Genomic DNA, 18555 nt, shown 5'->3' on the forward strand with positions numbered 1-18555 from the left:
ATAACACTAGCTTAAAAGGTATTTTTAACAGTCACAAGCCATTGTACTGAATCTATCTCATCATCGTGATTATTTATCGGTGCGGCAACATCTAGGTGGATTACTGTTCCTGCATTGGCACGACTAGGGGCTAAACGAAGACCCACACCGACATTTTGTAGTACATTGCCATTTTCACCATTGTTTTTGTCGTTATACCAAGCTCTGCCAATATCATAAAATGCCGCGCCACCGACTTTAAATAACTGCAATAAATCGTATTCCCAATAATAGCGTTTTTCTAAAGTCACTAAAAAGCTACGATCGCCTACTTGGTAATCGAGCGGGTAGCCTCTGAGGCCGTTTTCTCCACCTAGAGTAAGTTGTTTGTCGGCGGTCAGGTTTTTTGCGTACTGCAGGCGTGCTTTAGCATACCAGCTTTGCCTAAGAGTCGTATTAAGGTAATACTGAACTTGCGTGCTTGTAAAAAGATTTTCAACATCATCAAGGGCTTCGTTCCAATAGCCGTCTATGTCGGCTTTAAAGCGCCAAAGTTGATTATCTCCGCTGTAGTGCGCTTTTGATAATGATAGTGAGTAAATGGCACGACTTGAATCATCGCTAAAGTCTTTGCTTGAATAACCAAGAAGAGCTTGGATATTCCATCCAAGATTGAGGTCTTCGGTACGATAAATGCTGTCGAAGTTTCTTACTTTGATGTAATGATCTTCAAACCATTGCGCACTCACATAGGGGTAACTAAGGCTACGATCATCTGCAATAGGGTAGCGCGTTTGTGAAATGGCTTTAAAGGTCTCTTCGCGGTTTTCAATGCCGAGTTTTATGCGCTGGGTCCAATTATTGGCAAGTTGTGATGAGTGACCAAAGTAAGCGCGGCTTAATACAGTTTTTTGTTCAAACTCACTGACCACATCTCCCCGATAATAAAGTGATTCGCGGCGCTCATCAGAGTAGCTTGTTGCGCCATAACTATAAGGTGTATCGATAGAAAAAAACGGGTAACTTACATCGATGTAATGACGCTTACCATCGTCGTTATCGGAATATTCTAGCCGCCCACGATAGCGGCTTGAAAAGATATTAGGATCATCATAAACAAATAGGTAACCGGTGCGGTCAGCATCATGCGTACGCGAGAACGACACGCGTTTACCCCAACCTAAAAAGTTTGACTCGCGAAATCCAAGGCTTGACTCATTTTCGCCACCGCTGCGGCTGAAACTTATTTCTGGCAGTAAGGTCCATAAATCACGGGTGACAACATTAACGTGTACATTTCCGTCACAGTCAAGTTTGGCGTTAATACGGGCGTCATACAAATAACCTTGTTTACGCAGCAGTCGCTCAGACTCTAGTAATTTACGTGGATTGTAAACATCACCTTCTTTGAACAGTAAAACGCTATGTATTACATCCGGCTCAGTGGTCATGTGAGCACGATTAGCAAAGCGAAATAAAAAGTTATTTTCTTCTTCAAGCTCGGTATTAAATACATTGAGCTGCTCAAGTTTTATAGAAGTTATTTTGCTGCCTTCAGCAGCCTGCGGAAGTGGGTTATCGGTATCAAGTTGGCGGCGCAAATTGTTATCTTGGGATTTTAGTGTGCGCTGATTTTGACAATAGTTGCTATCGTCTATGTCTTGCTGTTCTGCATACACGTTCGTTACCAAGCTCACTGGCAACAAAATTAGTAGAGCAACGAAGTGCGACTGCTTAAAACCCATTTACACCCTTAGTTGATTGTTTCCTATACAGTCACTACATACTAAGCGTGGAAAAAAGTCTAGCTTATTATTGTAACTGTGTGACTAAATGCTGATAAAGCTCGCCTAATATCTCTGTAGCTTCTACGCCCTCAGCATTTATCCAAATACTTTCACTGTAATGTTCAAAGTTTAGATTAAAACTATGATCTGTAAAGTGAAATCTTAACTGATGTCGATCGGCTCCAGCATCAAAGTCGGCAATTTTTATTGCGGGTGTATGTAAAAACAAGGTAGCCCATAATTCAAAATCTTCGTCATGAGGAGGCTCGCTTGCTTGCACAATGATGACTGCATGTTCTGCATCAAAAGTAAGTTCAGTCATGGTAGTCCTAGTTTGCGGCTAAGTAGTCGCGGATAGTATTTAAAAATGGTGCGCCGTATTTATTTAGTTTAGTAAAACCAACACCCGACACTTTTAAGAACTCGCTATCATTAGTTGGCATAAGTTGCGCCATCTCAGCAAGCGTTTTATCGTTGAATACTACATAAGGTGGCACATCATCCGCATCAGCCAGTTCTTTACGTAAGGCACGTAATTTAGCAAACAGTTTTTTGTCGTAATTAAACTGGGCGAGTTTATCTTGGTATACGTGCTTGGCTTGTAAGCGAGGCTCGGCAAGTTGTAATGCATATTCACTTTTAAGCACTGCACGGGCGGCTTCGGTTAAACGTAACGATGAGCCTTGCGTGATGTCTTGGCTTAATAACCCTTGGTGAATAAGTTGCCTTAAAATACTTAGCCAAAATTCCACGCTGTGATCTTTACCAATACCATAAGTACTTAGCTGGTGGTGATTATTATCACGAATGCGGCTAGTATTTGCACCACGTAGTAGTTCAACAATATAGCCAATACCAAATCGTTGCTCGGCACGATACACACAAGATAGCGCTTGCTGCGCAACGAGTGTGCCATCAAAGCTGGTTGGTGGGTTTAAGCAAATATCACAGTTGCCACAGGTTTCGCGCTTATATTCACTAAAATAATTGAGTAAGATTTGTCTGCGGCATGTTTGTGCTTCGGCAAAGCTGGCCATCGCATTAAAGCGCTGTTCTTCAACGCGGCGTCGTTGCTCGTCTTCAATATCTTCAAAAAAGCGCCGCACGCGGCCTATGTCAGCTGGATCAAAATACATAATCGCTTCTGCTGCAAGGCCATCACGACCAGCTCGGCCTGTTTCTTGGTAATAGGCCTCAATGCTTTTTGGAATATCGTAATGCACCACAAAGCGCACGTTTGGTTTGTTGATACCCATACCAAATGCAACCGTTGCAACCACAATTTGAATATCGTCTCGGGCAAAGCCTGATTGCACAAATTGGCGTTGCTCGTTACTCATGCCTGCATGATAGGCTGCGGCATTAAAACCTGCATCAGCAAGTTTTTCAGCAACATCGTCAACCCGTTTACGGCTGGTGCAGTAAATAATGCCGCTTTGATTCTGCTGCTCTTTTAAATAGCGAAGCAGTTGCACCATAGGTTTGAATTTTTCTTCAATGGTGTATCGAATATTAGGTCTATCAAAGCTGCCTGTGTGCACATACGGCTGGTTAAGCTGGAGCTGTTCGATTATATCGTAACGAGTTGCCTTATCTGCTGTCGCTGTAAGTGCCATCATAGGTACATGCATAAAGCGATGTTTTAACTCGTTGAGTCGACAATAATGTGGCCTAAAGTCATGACCCCAATGAGACACACAGTGTGCTTCATCGATGGCAAAAAGTGCTAAATTCAGATGACTTAAACGTTCTAAAAATTCATGTTGCAACACTTTTTCTGGCGCCACATACAACAGCTTAATTTGCCCGTAGTGCAATTGCTGATACACCGCTTGCTGCTCTTCAAAGGGAAGGCTGTTATTAATGTATGCAGCCTGTACGCCAAGCGCTCTTAGTTGGGCAACTTGGTCTTGCATCAGAGAAATAAGCGGCGAGATGACCACAGTCACACCATCGAGGATTAATGCCGGGACTTGATAGCATAAGGATTTGCCTCCACCTGTTGGCAGAAGTACAAGCGAGTCTTGTCCGTCTAGCGCTGCGGCTATAATCGCTTCTTGGCCATCACGAAAATCTTTGTAACCAAACACTTGTTTGAGTACGGCGTGTGGTGATCGAACGGGTGTGTTGGACATTGCGGTATTGGTATTCATCGCCGAGCATTTTAGTGGTTTTTTAAGGCGATGTCTTTAGCAATATACCAAATGACCTCAAGATGCAGAATTCAGCGTTTCACAGGTGCTTAATATCAAGGCGTTACTTTGCAACAATGGCAGTCCCTTTTTAGAGGTAAATACATGGGTTTATTTAACGCGTTTTGGTTGCGTCACTGCAGAGGGGGCGTAAAATAATGTTTTTAACCTACAAAGCCAAGCTTATGCCTACCAATATTGAACAGCGAAAAGGGGTTATTTTCGCATGTTTAGCTTTTTTTATGTGGGGTCTTGCACCCATTTACTTTAAGTTTTTGCAGCAAATATCTGCATTTGAAATCTTGATGCACCGCGTTATTTGGTCGGTGTTATTTTTACTTCTTATTATCGCAGCTCGTCATCAATGGCAGCGTATTCGTATTGTGCTTGGGCAACCTAAATTACTACTGATGTTGGTGATAACAGCCAGTTTACTGGGCTTTAACTGGGGCTTATTTATTTGGGCTGTGAACAATAATCATATGCTTGATGCAAGTTTAGGATATTACATCAATCCATTGCTCAATGTGTTACTTGGTATGTTGTTTTTAGGTGAGCGACTGCGTAAATGGCAAGGCGTTGCGGTAGGTTTAGCACTTTGTGGTGTGTTACTTCAACTTGTGAGCTTTGGTTCATTCCCCGTGGTTGCTTTCTCACTAGCCGGTTCGTTTGCCATTTATGGATTATTACGCAAAAAGCTGCCAATTGAATCATTACCAGGTTTATTGCTAGAAGCGCTTATTTTATTGCCTGTGGCGCTTATTTACTGGTGGTTGATGGCGCCTTCAGCAAGCTCTGATTTAACAGCGAATGATTGGCACATTAACCTGTTACTCATCAGTGCCGGAGTGGTAACAACCTTGCCGCTGTTATGTTTTACAGGTGCCGCAAAGCGCCTGCAGTACAGCACGCTGGGCTTTTTCCAATACATAGGTCCAAGTTTAATGTTTATACTTGCAGTGGCTTTTTACGGTGAAGTATTTGATGCTGAGCGTGTAGTGACCTTTGCGTGCATTTGGAGTGCGCTGGCACTATTTAGTTGGGACTCGTATCGACAAAGCCGTAAACAACGAAAGGCGCAATTAGAAGCGGTGACAAAGCCTGTTTAGGCTTTAGCCAACTAACTTATTGCGTCCAGACTCTTTTGCTTGATAAAGCTTTAAATCAGCCTGTTTAATCAGTTCATCTAGACTGTAAATAGGCTGATGATGAAAGCCTATGGATAAAGTGAAATGAATTTGTTCTTTACTAAACTCTGGGCTGTGCTTTTCAATAAAAGCGCGAAATTTTTCTAGGCGTTGTAATGCTTCTTCTGGATCTTGATCTGCAAAATACACGGCAAACTCTTCACCACCAAAGCGGCCTACTAAATTATCTGCAAAATATTGGGTCATGTGATGTGATAACGCTTTGAGCACTTCATCACCTGCATCATGGCCATAATTATCATTAATAGATTTAAAATGATCAATGTCGATCATGCCAAGGGATACCGCCGAGCCAGCTTGTTTAGCGGCTTTTAAATGTCTATTTGCTTCACCGAAAAAGTAACGTCGGTTTGGTAGTTTAGTTAGGTAATCGGTATTTGCTTGTAAACGAATCGTTTTGATGTTTTCAAGCATGTCGACGTTTTGGCTTAGTCGACAGTAGAATTCTTCATTATTAAATGGCTTTCGTAGGTAATCGTCTGCGCCTGATTTTAAAAAATGCGTTGATAGATGCAAAGTATCATAAGCAGAAATACCGATAATTGCTTTTTCATCGTTGGAATATAAACGGCGTATTTCAACACAGAGCTCAGCACCGCTCATGTTCGGCATTTCGTTATCAGTTATTATCACTGAAATTGTTGGGTTTTCAGCTAATACTCTGAGAGCATCGACGCCATCAACGGCTTCAATTGTCTGGTATTTGTGGCGAGCTAATAAATGACAAATTAGCTGACGAGTTGCTTTTGAATCATCGACCACTAACACCAGTATTTGCTCATTGCGAGGTAAACGCGCCAGTTGTTTTTCTAGGTATTGATAAGCTTGTTTATTTTCTTTGGTAATGTAATCAATGATTGGGTGCTTTTCGACGATATTACGCGTGGTTTCATCAAGGTTACCGGTCATAACAATAGTCGGTATATCGGCAGCGATGGTGCAGGGGACGGCTTCACCTAAAGGTGCGTCTGGGAGAATAAAATCAACCACAGCACAAAAATAATTGTGCTTACTTATAAGCTTTTTTGCTTCGGCTAGATTACCTGCAATGTCAGCTTCATAGCCAACTTTTTGCGCGATATGTTTTTGCACTCGCGCAATGGTTGGCGTATCTTCAACTATTAGTATTCTTCGAGTCACAGCTTGCCTTGTAATAACTTATTGGCGAAACAAAAGTTATTACAAGTTTTAACCCTAAAAGGGTAAAAAAGCAAATCGTTATAAGCTATCTGACTCAGAATAATACTCAACACTTTGCGGTGTAGGACTGGCAATACGTGAACGACCAAACAAAGTGTGAAACTTCGTTTTACAGGTTGTTTGTTTTAGGTATTTCATCCAAGCGCGTTCAACTGGGTTTGTTGCTTCAAGGTTACCGGTAACAACTTGCACAAATTGAGTTTGAAATTCATTTTGTGGTTCTAGGGTTTTGTTGTATAAACCCTTTAATACAACACCATGCTGTTCGAGAATGTCGGCTTCTAGCAAAGTGAAGTGACCACTACGACCAAAACCGCGTGGGAAGTTTTGATCATCATAAAATTGACGTTGGCTTGCAAATGCCTGACGAAGTGATGAAATGTCATTGCTCATGGCTTTATCCTCATGCCCTAATTTCTTGCAGGAGTATGGATCAAGTTGTCGATTTTATTAAACAAGTTATTTTTATCGTAAGGGTAAAAAATGGATATCGATTTATTGAAGACTTTTGTCGAAGTGGTTCGTACTCGCCATTTCGGCAAAGCAGCTGAAAATTTATATATTACGCAGTCTGCAGTGAGTTTTCGGATCAGGCAGTTAGAGCAAGGTTTAGGCGTTAACTTATTTATTCGTCAACGTAACAATATTCAGTTAACAGCACCGGGTGAGCGATTACTGCCACATGCGCAAATGATCATTACCGGCATGCAACGTGCAAAAGTTGATGTGGCGCTTGCTGATAATATGCATAAGCAAATTAGTTTAGCAGGTACACCTAATATTTGGGATGCTTTTTTACAGTTTGGGATCACAAATATTGTTTCTGCCATGCCGGGTGTATCGTTAGTCGCTGAAGTAAAAGCACAACAAGAAAGCACTCGCTTACTATTAGAGCGTACATTAGATTTAGCGGTACTGTTTGATCCTCCTAAAGTGGATGAGCTAGTTGTTGAACGAATTTGTGAGCTGCCAATCATTCCTGTGAGTGCTTTTGAAACAGCTAACAGCGAAAACTTTTTCGACAATCAATATGTTTATGTTGATTGGGGTACTACCTTTTCTTTGTGGCATGCTCGTGAGTTTAACGGCCACGCGCCTCCTTACTTTAGAACCAGCACAGGGCGTATTGCTCTTGATTTAATTTTGAAGTGCGGTGGTAGTGCGTTTATTCCTAAGTTATTAGTAGAAGAGCAGTTAAAAGCGGGTGATTTATACCATGTTGAAGATGTTGCTCATACCTCGCGAGATGTGTTTGTTGCTTACCACAGAGATAATGAACAAACACCTCTTTTAGAAAAGTTGGTAACCTTACTAACTGAGCTGCAAATAAAAACTTAAAATTTATTTAAATTAGCTTTTATAAAAACTTAACCGTGAAACAGTAAGTTACGTTTTTATTTCAGAAATAATTATATTTCGTGAAGCTAAATTGACGATTTTATTTCAATTGTCATCTTTCTGTCATTTTTCGCTGTCACACTGCGCGCATTGAAACACAACATGTGTTTTTTGTTGCGATTATTGAGGAAACGACATGAAATTTGCAAAGTCTAGCTTATTCCTAGCTTTATTTGGTGGCTTATCTTTTTCTGCATTAGCTGATGTAGATGTATATGGTAAAGCAAACGTGACTGTTCAATCATCAGATGATGGCGAAGGGTCTTTCACAGAAATTAAAAGCAATAACTCACGTTTTGGCTTAAAAGGCTCAGAGAAAATCTCTGAAGGCTTAGAAGCGGTTTATAAATTTGAGTTTGGTGTTGACGTATCTGACGCTGATTCAAAAGGCGACAATGATGACAACATCACTGCACGTAACCAATATGTAGGTCTTAAAGGCAGCTTTGGTCAGGTTGTTATCGGTCGTAACGATACAGCTATGAAGCAATCTCAAGGTAAAATTGATTTATTCAATGACCTTGAAGCAGATATCAAAAATGGTTTCAAAGGCGAAAACCGTTTAGGTGACACAATTTCTTATGCTTCTAAAGATTTCAGTGGCTTCAAAGTATTAGCAACGTATGTGGCAGAAGATGATGTAGATGCTGATAACGGTTACTCAGTAGCGCTAACTTACGGCGATGCAAAACTTAAAGAAAGCAAACTTTATGCATCAATTGCAGCTGACAGCGAAGTAAAAGGTTACGACATTGTTCGTGCAACAGTGCAAGGTAAAGTTGGTGACTTCAAACTAGGTGCTATGTACCAAACACAAGAGAAAGTGGATGGTAGTGCAGAAGCTGATGGTTACTTAGTAAATGCTGCTTACCAAATGAATAGCAACACTTTCAAAGTACAATACCAAGTAATTGACTTTGATGAAGGCGACAAGAAAACAGCTATTTCTGCAGGTGTTGATCACAAGCTTAGCAAAAACACGAAAGTATTTGGTTTCTACTCAACGTTTGATACAGATAATCAAGTTGACCAAGATTACTTAGGTGTTGGTATTGAATACAAGTTCTAATCCAACCCTTGGCTAACTCCCTAACTTGTCAGCCCAGCTTATTAGCTGGGCTTTTTTATTGTTTAGTAGGAAATTTTTAACGCAGTTAGCGACAGGTTTAATCCCTCAAAATGATTAAGTATTATTGCGGATTGGTATTAGACTTGCGATTAAGCTTGTGCGTAGTCGGATTTGCCAGCAAGCCAGCGTTGAATCAATTTATCGGTAAGTTCTGGATAGTCTTTCAAAATTTTGAAGGCAATGGGTCTTACATGGTCGAGTGTTTGTTTATCGCGGTTTAGGTCAGCAATTTTAAATTCAGCTAGGCCTGTTTGTTTGGTTCCAAGTACTTCGCCTGGGCCACGAATTTCAAGATCTCGTTCAGCAATCACAAAACCATCATTACTTTCACGAAGTACCCCTAAGCGTTTTTGCGCTGTGGCTGACAATGGTGCATGATAAAGTAAAACACAGTGTGATGCAGTTGCCCCGCGACCAACACGACCACGCAGCTGGTGGAGTTGTGCAAGCCCCAGCCGTTCAGGGTTTTCAATAATAATAAGGCTAGCATTAGGCACATCAACACCCACTTCAATCACCGTTGTGGCAACGAGTACATGAATATTACCTGCTTTAAACTCGCTCATAATGGCTTGTTTTTCAGTGGCTTTCATTCGGCCATGTACTAAGCCGACGTTTAGTTCGGGTAGTGCTGCTTTTAATTGCTCTGCGCTATCTTCTGCGGCTTGGCATTGTAGCACTTCAGATTCATCAATCAGGGTGCAAACCCAATACACTTGCCGGCCTTGATCTGTACATGCGGTTTTAACGCGTTGAATGATTTCGTCTCGACGGGCATCAGGAATAGCCACCGTTGTAATGGGCGTTCTACCCGGTGGTAATTCATCAATTACTGAGGTTTCTAAGTCTGCGTAGGCTGTCATGGCTAAAGTACGCGGAATAGGCGTTGCAGTCATCACTAATTGGTGTGGGTAACAGTCACCAAAACGGCCTTTTTCACGCAGTGATAAGCGCTGATGAACACCAAAGCGGTGTTGTTCATCGATGATGATTAGCACCAGATTATTAAACTCGACCTGCTCTTGGAATAACGCATGGGTGCCAACAATCATTTGTGCTTCCCCTGAGGCTATTTTTTCAAGAGTGGTTGCGCGCTCTTTACCTTTGCTTTTACCACCTAACCAAGCGACTTCAATGCCTAATTGATTAAACCATTGGCTAAAGTTGATGCCATGCTGCTCGGATAAAATCTCAGTAGGTGCCATTAAAGCTACTTGGTAGCCTTCGCTTATAGCGGTGAGTGCACTAAGTGCTGCAACTAAGGTTTTACCTGAACCTACATCGCCCTGTACTAAGCGCATCATCGGAAACGGGTGTTGTAAGTCACCTTTGATTTCTGCCACGACACGACTTTGCGCGTTGGTTGGGCTGAAGGCTAAATTTGCTAAAAACTGTTGCTCAAGTTGGTTATGGGGCTTTAAAGGGACGGCTTTTACGGCTTGCCCTTTTTGGCGTAACTTTAAAAGGCTTAAATTTTGCGCAAGTAACTCTTCAAACACTAACCGTTGCTGGGCAGGGTGCATACCTTGTTCAAGGGCGGTTAAATCAACATCGTTTTGTGGGCGATGTAAGGTCATTAACGCATCGGCTAAGCTCATTCCGGTTGGTTGAAACTGTTCTGGCAGTAATTCTTCTACCGGGTATTTAGACAATAGCGCAAGCGCTTGATCGCTAAGCGCGCGAATAGATAATTGTTTTAGTCCTTCAGTAACAGGATAAACCGGCGTGAGCGTGGTATTTGTAGGTTGCTCTGAAGGGGTATCCGATAGGCTGTATTCAGGGTGTGTCATTTCAAAACCAACACGACCACGGCGTATTTCACCAAAGCAGCGAATGATCTTACCTGCACTTAAAGCATTTTTTTGAGCTGCGCTAAAGTTAAAAAATCGCAGCGTTAAACGGCCCGTGCCATCGTTAATTTGGCAAACCAGCATGCGTCTTTTACCAAAGGTGATTTGGCTGGTTTCAATGGTGGCTTCAACACTAACATGGCTATGCGGTTGTAGTTCGCAAATTGGGTGAATGCGGGTGCGGTCTTCATAGCGGTGAGGCAAATGAAACAGCATGTCTTGCACCGTATGAATATTTAGCTTAGCGAGGCGCTCGGCCATTTTTGGGCCGACGCCTTTTAATTCTGTGATTGGGTATAACGCTAAGCTAGGGTGACTCAAAGGTGACTCAAATTGTTAATTAGTAGACTATTTTTTCAGTTTACTTGCACTCGTTAGAGGCATCAAGCGATTGCGTATGTTTTAAGGTATGCCAAAACGCTTCATCAGCAATAATGTCGCCGTTTTCATCAAGCTCAGGATAAGGCAGTTCCTTTTCTCGGCATTGCTCAGCAATAATAGGGTGGCAGCCTTCAAATAAAATACGATGCTTAACTTTAGCATCAAGCATATTGCGGTCGTAGAGCCCGGCTACTTCTCTTTGGCGCTGTGCTTCAAATAGAATAAGTGCAGCAGCAACAGACACATTAAGAGACTGCACCATGCCTTGCATTGGAATAATGATGTGCTTATCGGCATGTTCAAGTGCCCGAGGTGAAATTCCATCTCGCTCTTGGCCAACAATAACAGCTGTCGGTTTGGTGTAATCAATGTCACGAAAATCAACGGCATCATCACTGAGATTAGTTGCTAAAATTTGTACCTCAGGATTATGGGCACGCATTGTGGCTACAGCCTCATCAATATTGCGGTGTAAATGAGTTTCAAGCCAATTCTTACTACCGCCTGAGGTATTGTTAGTTAACCACTTTTGGTTATCGGGCCACACTGCATGTACATGATGACACCCCGTGGCATCTGCTGTGCGGGCAATGGCTGATAAATTATGATGTTTATGTACTTCTTCTAAACAAACCGTTAGGTCCGTTTGGCGGCGATCTAACACGCGCTTTACACGCTCAAAGCGAGTTGTATCCATAGTTGTGTGCTCGTTGACAGATTCTAATTGGCGCTGATTATACCCTAGGGAACAACAGCACGGCTAATTGGGTTTTGAAGTGAGATCAGCGTTTCTGTTGATTGAATGGCTTCAATCGCTTGGATTTTATTGATCAGTACATCTTGTAAGTGATCAATTGAGCGAGCCATTACTTTGATAAAAATACTGTAATTTCCCGTGGTGTAATAGGCTTCAACCACTTCTTCTAGCTCTTTTAGGTGCAGCAAGGTTTGCGGATAATCACGGGCGTTATTGAGGTTAATACCAATAAAGCAACAGACATCATAACCAAGTTGTTTAGCATTAATACTTACTTGGGTGCCTGTAATAATACCTGCTTGTTTCATTTTTTCGACTCGTACATGAATAGTACCCGCGCTCACAGCAAAGCGTTTAGCAAGTTCTGCATACGCTGTTCGGGCATTTTCCATTAATGCGTTAAGGATGTTTTTATCGAGATTATCGATTTGATAATTTTCCATAGTATTTCTTGTTGCTAATTGTTGAATCAGTAATTTTTATAGCATTATTTTTATGAAAATTTCAATGTTAAGTTCTTTTTGTTGATGGTTATTGAAAAAAAACTTGGTTTAGTTGAAGATTGCTTTATCGGAGAAAGCCAGGCAGCGGGCTTTTCTCATAAAGCAAGTAACAATAACTGGGAATGAGGCCAATTATTATGAGTTCACACTATCTGCAGCAACAGCAGCAAATTAGTAAAGTAAAACAGTTCTTTTCAAGCCAATTAGAACAACAATTAGGGTTAGTTGAAGTACAAGCACCAATCTTGGCAAAGGTGGGCGATGGTATTCAAGATAATCTAAGTGGTACTGAAAATGCTGTCTCGGTCGCAGTAAAAACAATTCCTGGTAGTCAATTTGAAGTGGTTCATTCTTTAGCTAAGTGGAAGCGCAAAACCTTGGCTGATTACGGTTTTTCAGTAGGTGAGGGGCTCTATACGCATATGAAAGCACTTCGCCCTGATGAAGAGTCACTTAGCCCAATTCATTCAGTGTATGTTGATCAATGGGATTGGGAAAAAGTAATTTGCGAGAGCACGGAGCGTACTCTTGATAAGCTTAAAGAAACTGTGACATCACTTTATCAGGCGATTAAAGCAACCGAGCGCTTTGTAGCGAGTGAATTTGATTTAACGCCGTTTTTGCCTGAGCAAATCACCTTTATACATAGTGAGCAGTTGCGCCAGATGTATCCTGACTTTACTGCAAAACAACGTGAAAAAGCAGTGGCGCAAGAATACGGTGCGGTATTCTTAATTGGTATTGGCGGCACACTCGCCGATGGTAAAATTCATGACGTACGAGCACCGGATTATGACGATTGGTCAACGCAAACATGCAGCAAATTTGCAGGCTTAAATGGTGATATTTTAGTTTGGAATCCTGTGCTTGAAGATGCTTTTGAAATATCTTCAATGGGCATTCGCGTAAGCCCTGATGCTTTAGCTACTCAGTTAGCGATTACTGGCGATCAGGCTCGCTTAGAGTTTGATTGGCATAAACAGCTACTTGCGAAAAAGTTTCCGCAAACAATAGGTGGTGGTATTGGTCAATCTCGACTGGCTATGTTGCTGTTACAAAAGCAGCACATTGGACAAGTACAAGTAGGTGTTTGGCCTGAACAACTAAAACAGCAAGTGGAAGGAATTCTTTAAATTAAGATTAATGACCCTGGTAAAAAGAGGCTTTAAGCCTCTTTTTTATTAACTGGTTTTGAACTCTACCTCAACCTTGTTTTCTTCAAGCTTGACTTTACACGGTGGGTATTGGCGGTTAGTACGCAATACTTTATCGAAAATATGAATTTCTACACCAGAGTGCAGTGTTTTATTAACAATGAGCTTTGCGTCTTCAAGTAAGTCATGTAGGTGGTTCTCAAGCGTTGATAGTTTTTTTTCTAACATTTCAGCTTGCTCACAGTAATGCATTTGTGTCGCACCTATTTTAGCGAGTAATAGTTTTTTCTTCTCAACATCTTTTACTTGATCCGCTTTTTCTATTGCTTCTTGAAGAGTGTCGAGTTGTGAGTCTGTCTGCGCAAGATCCTTTAGGCATTGATCTGTTTGTGCGGTGACGTCGGCACCTGATGCTGCTAAGTTTATTAACATTTTTGCGCCAGATTCATTGCCAATTTCACCAGCAATAACCATTTGTGCATCTAAAATCTCACCGCCAAACAGTTTGCCCTGTGGGTTATCCTCTTGACCAACTTGTAACAGCTTAGTGGCCTTCATGACACAGTGGCTAGATTGACGTTCAATAAGGATATTATTCGCTTCTAAGTAGCAGTATTGGCCATGAGATAAGTGAATATCACCTTGGCAAATAATATTACAGGAAAGACTTTTATCTTCTAGCTGATGACCAATGACGCCTTGCTTTATTGTGATGTTGCCAGCGGCGGATAAGTTACCTGACTCAACGGTGCCCATTACGGTAATGTCGCCTTTGGCGTTAATACGCATGCCCGGTTCAACGTTGTGAGTAACAATGACGCTACCTTCAAAGTCTACGTGACCACTTTTTACGTTTACATCGGCGATAGTAAAAATATCATCTACGCGCATTCCGTTGGCGATCTCAACCGGCACACCTGCAATGACAGAAATAAGTTCTAGTGGGTTGTTTTTAGAGATTTCGGTGCCTTCACCTGCGACCAAAGTAAGGCTCTCTCCCGGTTTGGCGGGAAGTACATCGCCTGTCACTGTAAAGCCTTCTTTTCCTGGAGTCGCTGGAATTTGCTTAATCAACAGCACGCCGGGCTCAACGCTAGCTAATTTACCAAAATCACGCATGTCAACAGTGCCATCTTCGCGAAGTTTTGGTTTTTTTAGGCGATCTTTTAGTGTTTCGACTTGTGGCACAAACTTGGATGGCTGACCATCAATTGGAAGACGGCCTTTTGCTAAAACACCTTCTGTTTTGGTGCCTGCTGGTAATTCAAATTGCTGTTGTAATAACTTTTCTAAAAATGCCTGTTTGTAACCTCGTGCTACACCTGCTTTTATTAGCTCTTTTTTGGCGTCTTCTAAGCTCATAACTTTGCCGCCTTCAGCGACTGTTAATTCGCCTATCGCCTGCATTTTGTCATCACTTATTTTTACTTCTAGGGTTGCATCATGTTTAGAGGCAACAACGAGCGTACGCTCATTCGATTCACTTTTAAAAAAGTTATTAATAGAGTCGTGATCAACTCGGCACTCACTATAAGGTGATTTCTCAAGTGCTTCGATGATAAATGCAGCACTTGGTGGCGAATGTTCATGAACATCTAATAAAACGTTGCCATTGTGAGCGAGCTTAAACACGTGGAGATCCTTTTATACAACAATAGTGAAAGGGTTACTTAGTAAACCCAAACCATCTCAAAAAATTAGCTTCTAATTGGTATTCAAGCGCTTCAAATAAGGTTTTGATTCACATAATGGTAAAAATCAATAACGCAATATAAATCGCTTTTTAAACCAATCGTTTGAACATTTCTTTGAGCCTAATGTTTATCGGTGGTACTTCTTCAAATAAATTGCCAACAAAGGCAAAGTAATACGTTGATATTAAGCCTATTTAAAATGCAAACTATGACATTTTGAGGTGATCTGAATACCTTTACTATACAGATTGCTAGAGAATCGTTGGTGAGTCAAGAATTTCGGATGAGGTAAAATAGAAATTTGTCAATAAAAGTGCCAGCAACAAATAGCTGCTGGCATAGCTGATTAGTTTGTTGAAGGCAGCTCCATGATACCGTCAATCTCAATTTGCACACCTTTTGGTAAAGCGCTAATACCAATTGCAGCGCGTGCAGGGTAAGGCTGCTTGAAGTATTGACTCATAACTTCGTTAACAATCGCAAAGTTTGATAAGTCAGTTAAGAAGATATTTACTTTCACCATATCTTGAATTTGACCGCCAGCAGCTTGGCAAACAGCAGATAAATTTTTGAATACTTGGTGCGTTTGTTCAGTAAAGTCTTCTGAGATCACTTCCATTGTTTCTGGCACTAATGGAATTTGACCTGATAAATAAACAGCCGTGCCTACTTTAACTGCTTGGCTGTAAGTACCGATTGCTGCAGGCGCATTATCAGTAGAAATAAATGATTTGTTCATAATTATCCTTGTTACTTTTTACGATAGACTCTTTGTACATCAGGCATCACGCGAATGCGGCGCATAATGTTGGCAACGTGAACACGGTTTTTAACCGTGATACCTAGGTCTATCATGTATAAATTGCTTTCTTTTTCATCGGTGGCTATCTCAACTATGTTAGCTTGGGTTGAGGCTACAACATTGGTTAATTTAGCCAGCGCACCCTGATGATTGATGATCTCAATACGCAGAGCGGCTATATATTCTTTTTCTGGGTTATCGTCCCATTTTACAACTAAGTATTTTGAGCGTTCTTTTTCCCAGCCTCGAATGTTCTTACATTCTTGGCGGTGGACAGTCAGACCCTTACCTTGGCTGATATGAGCTGTGATGGCATCACCTGGTACAGGGCGGCAGCACTTAGAATAGTTAACTAACATGCCTTCTGTGCCTATGATTGTTGCTTTGGCTTTTTTGGCGATGTCATTTATATCTTCAACATCGTCTTGCATCAAGCGTTTAGCAATTAATACGCTCATAAGATTACCTGAACCAATCTCTACGAGTAATTCAAGTAAAGTATTTAGATTATGTTCTTGTAATACTCGACGGATATTTTCATCTGGGATGTCATCTAATTTTGACTCACCAAGTGCAGAATCTAATAAACGGCGACCAAGCAACATCGCTTCTTCATGTTGTTGGCTTTTCAGATAGTTACGTATACCTAAACGTGCTTTACCTGTTACAACAAAGTTTAGCCACGTCGCATTTGGGTGCGCGCCAGAGCTGGTGATTACCTCAACAGTTTGCCCTGTATCGAGAGGTTTGCTCAAAGGGTGAGGCTTACGGTTTACTCTTGCACCCACACAGGTATTACCTACGTCTGTATGTACTGCATATGCAAAGTCAACAGCGGTTGCTCCCATTGGGAGCTCAACGATACGGCCATCTGGCGTGAAAACATAAATTTCCTCTGGGAAGAGTTCAGTTTTAACGTTTTCTACAAATTCAAATGATGAACCAGCACTTTGTTGCAGTTCAAGTAAGCTTTGCATCCATTGGCGAGCGCGTTGTTGCGCAGTATGTCCTGCGTTATCACCGGCTTTTTTATACATCCAATGTGCAGCTACCCCTTTGTCTGCCATATGATCCATATCGTGAGTGCGAATTTGAATCTCAACAGGAATACCATGCGGGCCAACCAAAGAGGTATGTAAAGATTGGTAACCGTTGGTTTTAGGAACCGCTATATAATCTTTAAAGCGGGTTTCAATTGGCTTATAAAGGTTATGTGCCACACCTAGTACGCGGTAACAGGTATCCATGTTATCGACATTGATCCGAAACGCGTAAATATCCATCACTTCGTTAAATGACAGCTCTTTATTTAGCATCTTCTTGTAAATGCTATATAGATGCTTTTCTCGGCCAGAAATGGTGGCGTCGATACCTGATTCTTCTAAGCGTGCTTCTATTTCTGTTTTAATATTGCTAATGACTTCTTTTCGGTTTCCACGGGCTTTGATAACCTCTGATTTCAAAGCGCGATGACGCATTGGGTATAACGCTTGAAAACCTAAATCTTCCAATTCGTTTTTAATATCATGGATACCTAAGCGATTGGCTATCGGGGCATAAATTTCGAGAGTTTCACGGGCAATACGACGGCGTTTGTCTGGGCGAAGTGCGCCTAAGGTGCGCATGTTGTGAGTTCGGTCAGCAAGTTTAATTAAGATCACGCGAATATCTTGGGTCATCGCCATGATCATTTTTCGATAATTTTCAGCCTGAAATTCTTTTTTATCTTTAAAGCTGAGTTTATCTAGCTTACTCACTCCTTCAACAAGCTCAGCAACGGTCTCGCCAAAAATTTCTGCTAAGTCTTGCTGGCTAAAATCGGTATCTTCAATCACATCATGCATCAAAGCTGCCATGAGTGTTTCATGGTCTAAGTGCATGCCGGCAAGTATTTGTGTAACTTCAACTGGATGAGTGATGTAAGGCTCGCCGCTTGAGCGAGTTTGGCCTTCGTGAGCTTCACGGGCGACCACGTATGCTTTTTGAACCAGCTCTATTTCAGCAGGTGGCAAATATTCGGTTATTTTCTTTTTTAGGCCTTCGAATAGATACAAAGTCACACTCCAATGCGCAAATGAAGTAAATCGGTAACGGTATGAATAGAATATACGATGAAAAGAAGGGCTTGCCAACGGCTAGTGTTGAAATACTAGCCGTTAAGCTAAATCAAAGCAGGGCGCTTGATTATTGGTTGCCACCAACGATAGCAGCAACAGCAGCCATTTCTGCTGCTTCTTGATGTTGTTGCTCTTCACGGTCGATCAGGTCCATAGACGAGCTATTTACTAACCCTTTCTCAATTTCACGTAGAGCAATTACAGTAGGTTTATCATTTTCAGCATCAACGAGTGGATCTTTACCACCAACCGCGATTTGGCGGGCACGACGAGCCGCAACTAAAATTAAGTCAAAACGATTACCAATTGCATCTACTGCATCTTCAACAGTTACGCGAGCCATCTTAGCACTCCAAATAAATTCTTAAGCAAAGGCGTAGTTTACTGTACCAAGTTAAATTCGC

At 41.6% G+C, this 18555-nt stretch carries 16 protein-coding genes; 4 read left to right on the forward strand and 12 right to left on the reverse strand.

Annotated features, from left to right (window positions below; translation table 11 throughout):
* Positions 1-11: 11 nt before the first annotated feature.
* From L1264_RS07535 to recQ, 3 genes are all read right to left on the reverse strand, one after another.
* Positions 12-1724, reverse strand: coding sequence for a POTRA domain-containing protein (locus L1264_RS07535; protein WP_199527344.1), 1713 nt, complete (start codon positions 1722-1724; stop codon positions 12-14).
* 67 nt (positions 1725-1791) lie between these two features.
* Entirely contained in the window at positions 1792-2088 is a 297-nt protein-coding gene (locus L1264_RS07540) for a DUF3630 family protein (RefSeq protein WP_135926166.1), read from the reverse strand.
* A gap of 7 nt (positions 2089-2095) precedes the next feature.
* The gene (gene recQ, locus L1264_RS07545) at positions 2096-3919 is read right to left on the reverse strand and encodes a DNA helicase RecQ (RefSeq protein WP_138557039.1); all 1824 of its coding nucleotides are present in this window, start codon (positions 3917-3919) and stop codon (positions 2096-2098) included.
* A 224-nt stretch (positions 3920-4143) separates the two neighbouring features.
* Here recQ and rarD point away from each other — a divergent pair, with 224 nt between their 5' ends.
* Positions 4144-5067: an EamA family transporter RarD gene (gene rarD, locus L1264_RS07550; protein WP_135926164.1), complete on the forward strand. Its 924-nt coding sequence runs from the start codon at positions 4144-4146 to the stop codon at positions 5065-5067.
* A 3-nt stretch (positions 5068-5070) separates the two neighbouring features.
* Here the strand turns inward: rarD and L1264_RS07555 are convergent, their stop codons facing one another.
* Both L1264_RS07555 and L1264_RS07560 read right to left on the reverse strand, forming a co-directional pair.
* Entirely contained in the window at positions 5071-6306 is a 1236-nt protein-coding gene (locus tag L1264_RS07555; protein WP_235403853.1) for a diguanylate cyclase, read from the reverse strand.
* Positions 6307-6384: 78 nt separating this feature from the next.
* Positions 6385-6759, reverse strand: coding sequence for a DUF413 domain-containing protein (locus L1264_RS07560; protein WP_135926162.1), 375 nt, complete (start codon positions 6757-6759; stop codon positions 6385-6387).
* Positions 6760-6849: 90 nt separating this feature from the next.
* On the opposite strand from L1264_RS07560, the gene L1264_RS07565 reads away from it, so the two are divergent.
* Both L1264_RS07565 and L1264_RS07570 read left to right on the forward strand, forming a co-directional pair.
* Positions 6850-7704, forward strand: coding sequence for a LysR family transcriptional regulator (locus tag L1264_RS07565; RefSeq protein ID WP_135926161.1), 855 nt, complete (start codon positions 6850-6852; stop codon positions 7702-7704).
* 196 nt (positions 7705-7900) lie between these two features.
* The gene (locus L1264_RS07570) at positions 7901-8833 is read left to right on the forward strand and encodes a porin (protein WP_135926160.1); all 933 of its coding nucleotides are present in this window, start codon (positions 7901-7903) and stop codon (positions 8831-8833) included.
* Positions 8834-8982: 149 nt separating this feature from the next.
* Here L1264_RS07570 and recG read toward each other — a convergent pair whose 3' ends face one another.
* Genes recG through asnC form a run of 3 tightly spaced genes read right to left on the reverse strand, consistent with a single transcriptional unit; the run spans position 8983 to position 12324 of the window.
* The gene (gene recG, locus L1264_RS07575; protein ID WP_199527346.1) at positions 8983-11064 is read right to left on the reverse strand and encodes an ATP-dependent DNA helicase RecG; all 2082 of its coding nucleotides are present in this window, start codon (positions 11062-11064) and stop codon (positions 8983-8985) included.
* A 40-nt stretch (positions 11065-11104) separates the two neighbouring features.
* Positions 11105-11821: a tRNA (guanosine(18)-2'-O)-methyltransferase TrmH gene (gene trmH, locus L1264_RS07580; RefSeq protein ID WP_199527347.1), complete on the reverse strand. Its 717-nt coding sequence runs from the start codon at positions 11819-11821 to the stop codon at positions 11105-11107.
* A 44-nt stretch (positions 11822-11865) separates the two neighbouring features.
* Positions 11866-12324 (reverse strand): transcriptional regulator AsnC, encoded by a 459-nt coding sequence (gene asnC / locus L1264_RS07585; protein ID WP_062567385.1) that lies wholly within the window; start codon positions 12322-12324, stop codon positions 11866-11868.
* Between the two features lie 197 nt (positions 12325-12521).
* On the opposite strand from asnC, the gene asnA reads away from it, so the two are divergent.
* Positions 12522-13517, forward strand: a complete 996-nt coding sequence (gene asnA, locus L1264_RS07590; protein WP_135926157.1) for an aspartate--ammonia ligase — start codon at positions 12522-12524, stop codon at positions 13515-13517.
* 48 nt (positions 13518-13565) lie between these two features.
* On the opposite strand, the gene L1264_RS07595 is transcribed toward asnA, so the two are convergent.
* The 4 genes from L1264_RS07595 to rpoZ form a co-directional block, all read right to left on the reverse strand.
* On the reverse strand, positions 13566-15170 hold the full coding sequence (locus L1264_RS07595; protein ID WP_138557035.1) for a DUF342 domain-containing protein: 1605 nt from the start codon (positions 15168-15170) through the stop codon (positions 13566-13568).
* A gap of 408 nt (positions 15171-15578) precedes the next feature.
* Positions 15579-15971: a RidA family protein gene (locus L1264_RS07600; protein ID WP_135926155.1), complete on the reverse strand. Its 393-nt coding sequence runs from the start codon at positions 15969-15971 to the stop codon at positions 15579-15581.
* An 11-nt stretch (positions 15972-15982) separates the two neighbouring features.
* Complete coding sequence (spoT, locus tag L1264_RS07605; protein WP_135926154.1) at positions 15983-18088, reverse strand: bifunctional GTP diphosphokinase/guanosine-3',5'-bis pyrophosphate 3'-pyrophosphohydrolase; 2106 nt, start codon at positions 18086-18088, stop codon at positions 15983-15985.
* Between the two features lie 130 nt (positions 18089-18218).
* Complete coding sequence (rpoZ, locus tag L1264_RS07610; protein ID WP_036973056.1) at positions 18219-18494, reverse strand: DNA-directed RNA polymerase subunit omega; 276 nt, start codon at positions 18492-18494, stop codon at positions 18219-18221.
* Positions 18495-18555 lie beyond the last annotated feature (61 nt).

The organism is Pseudoalteromonas sp. APAL1, assembly GCF_021532475.1.
GTDB lineage: Bacteria > Pseudomonadota > Gammaproteobacteria > Enterobacterales > Alteromonadaceae > Pseudoalteromonas > Pseudoalteromonas lipolytica_C.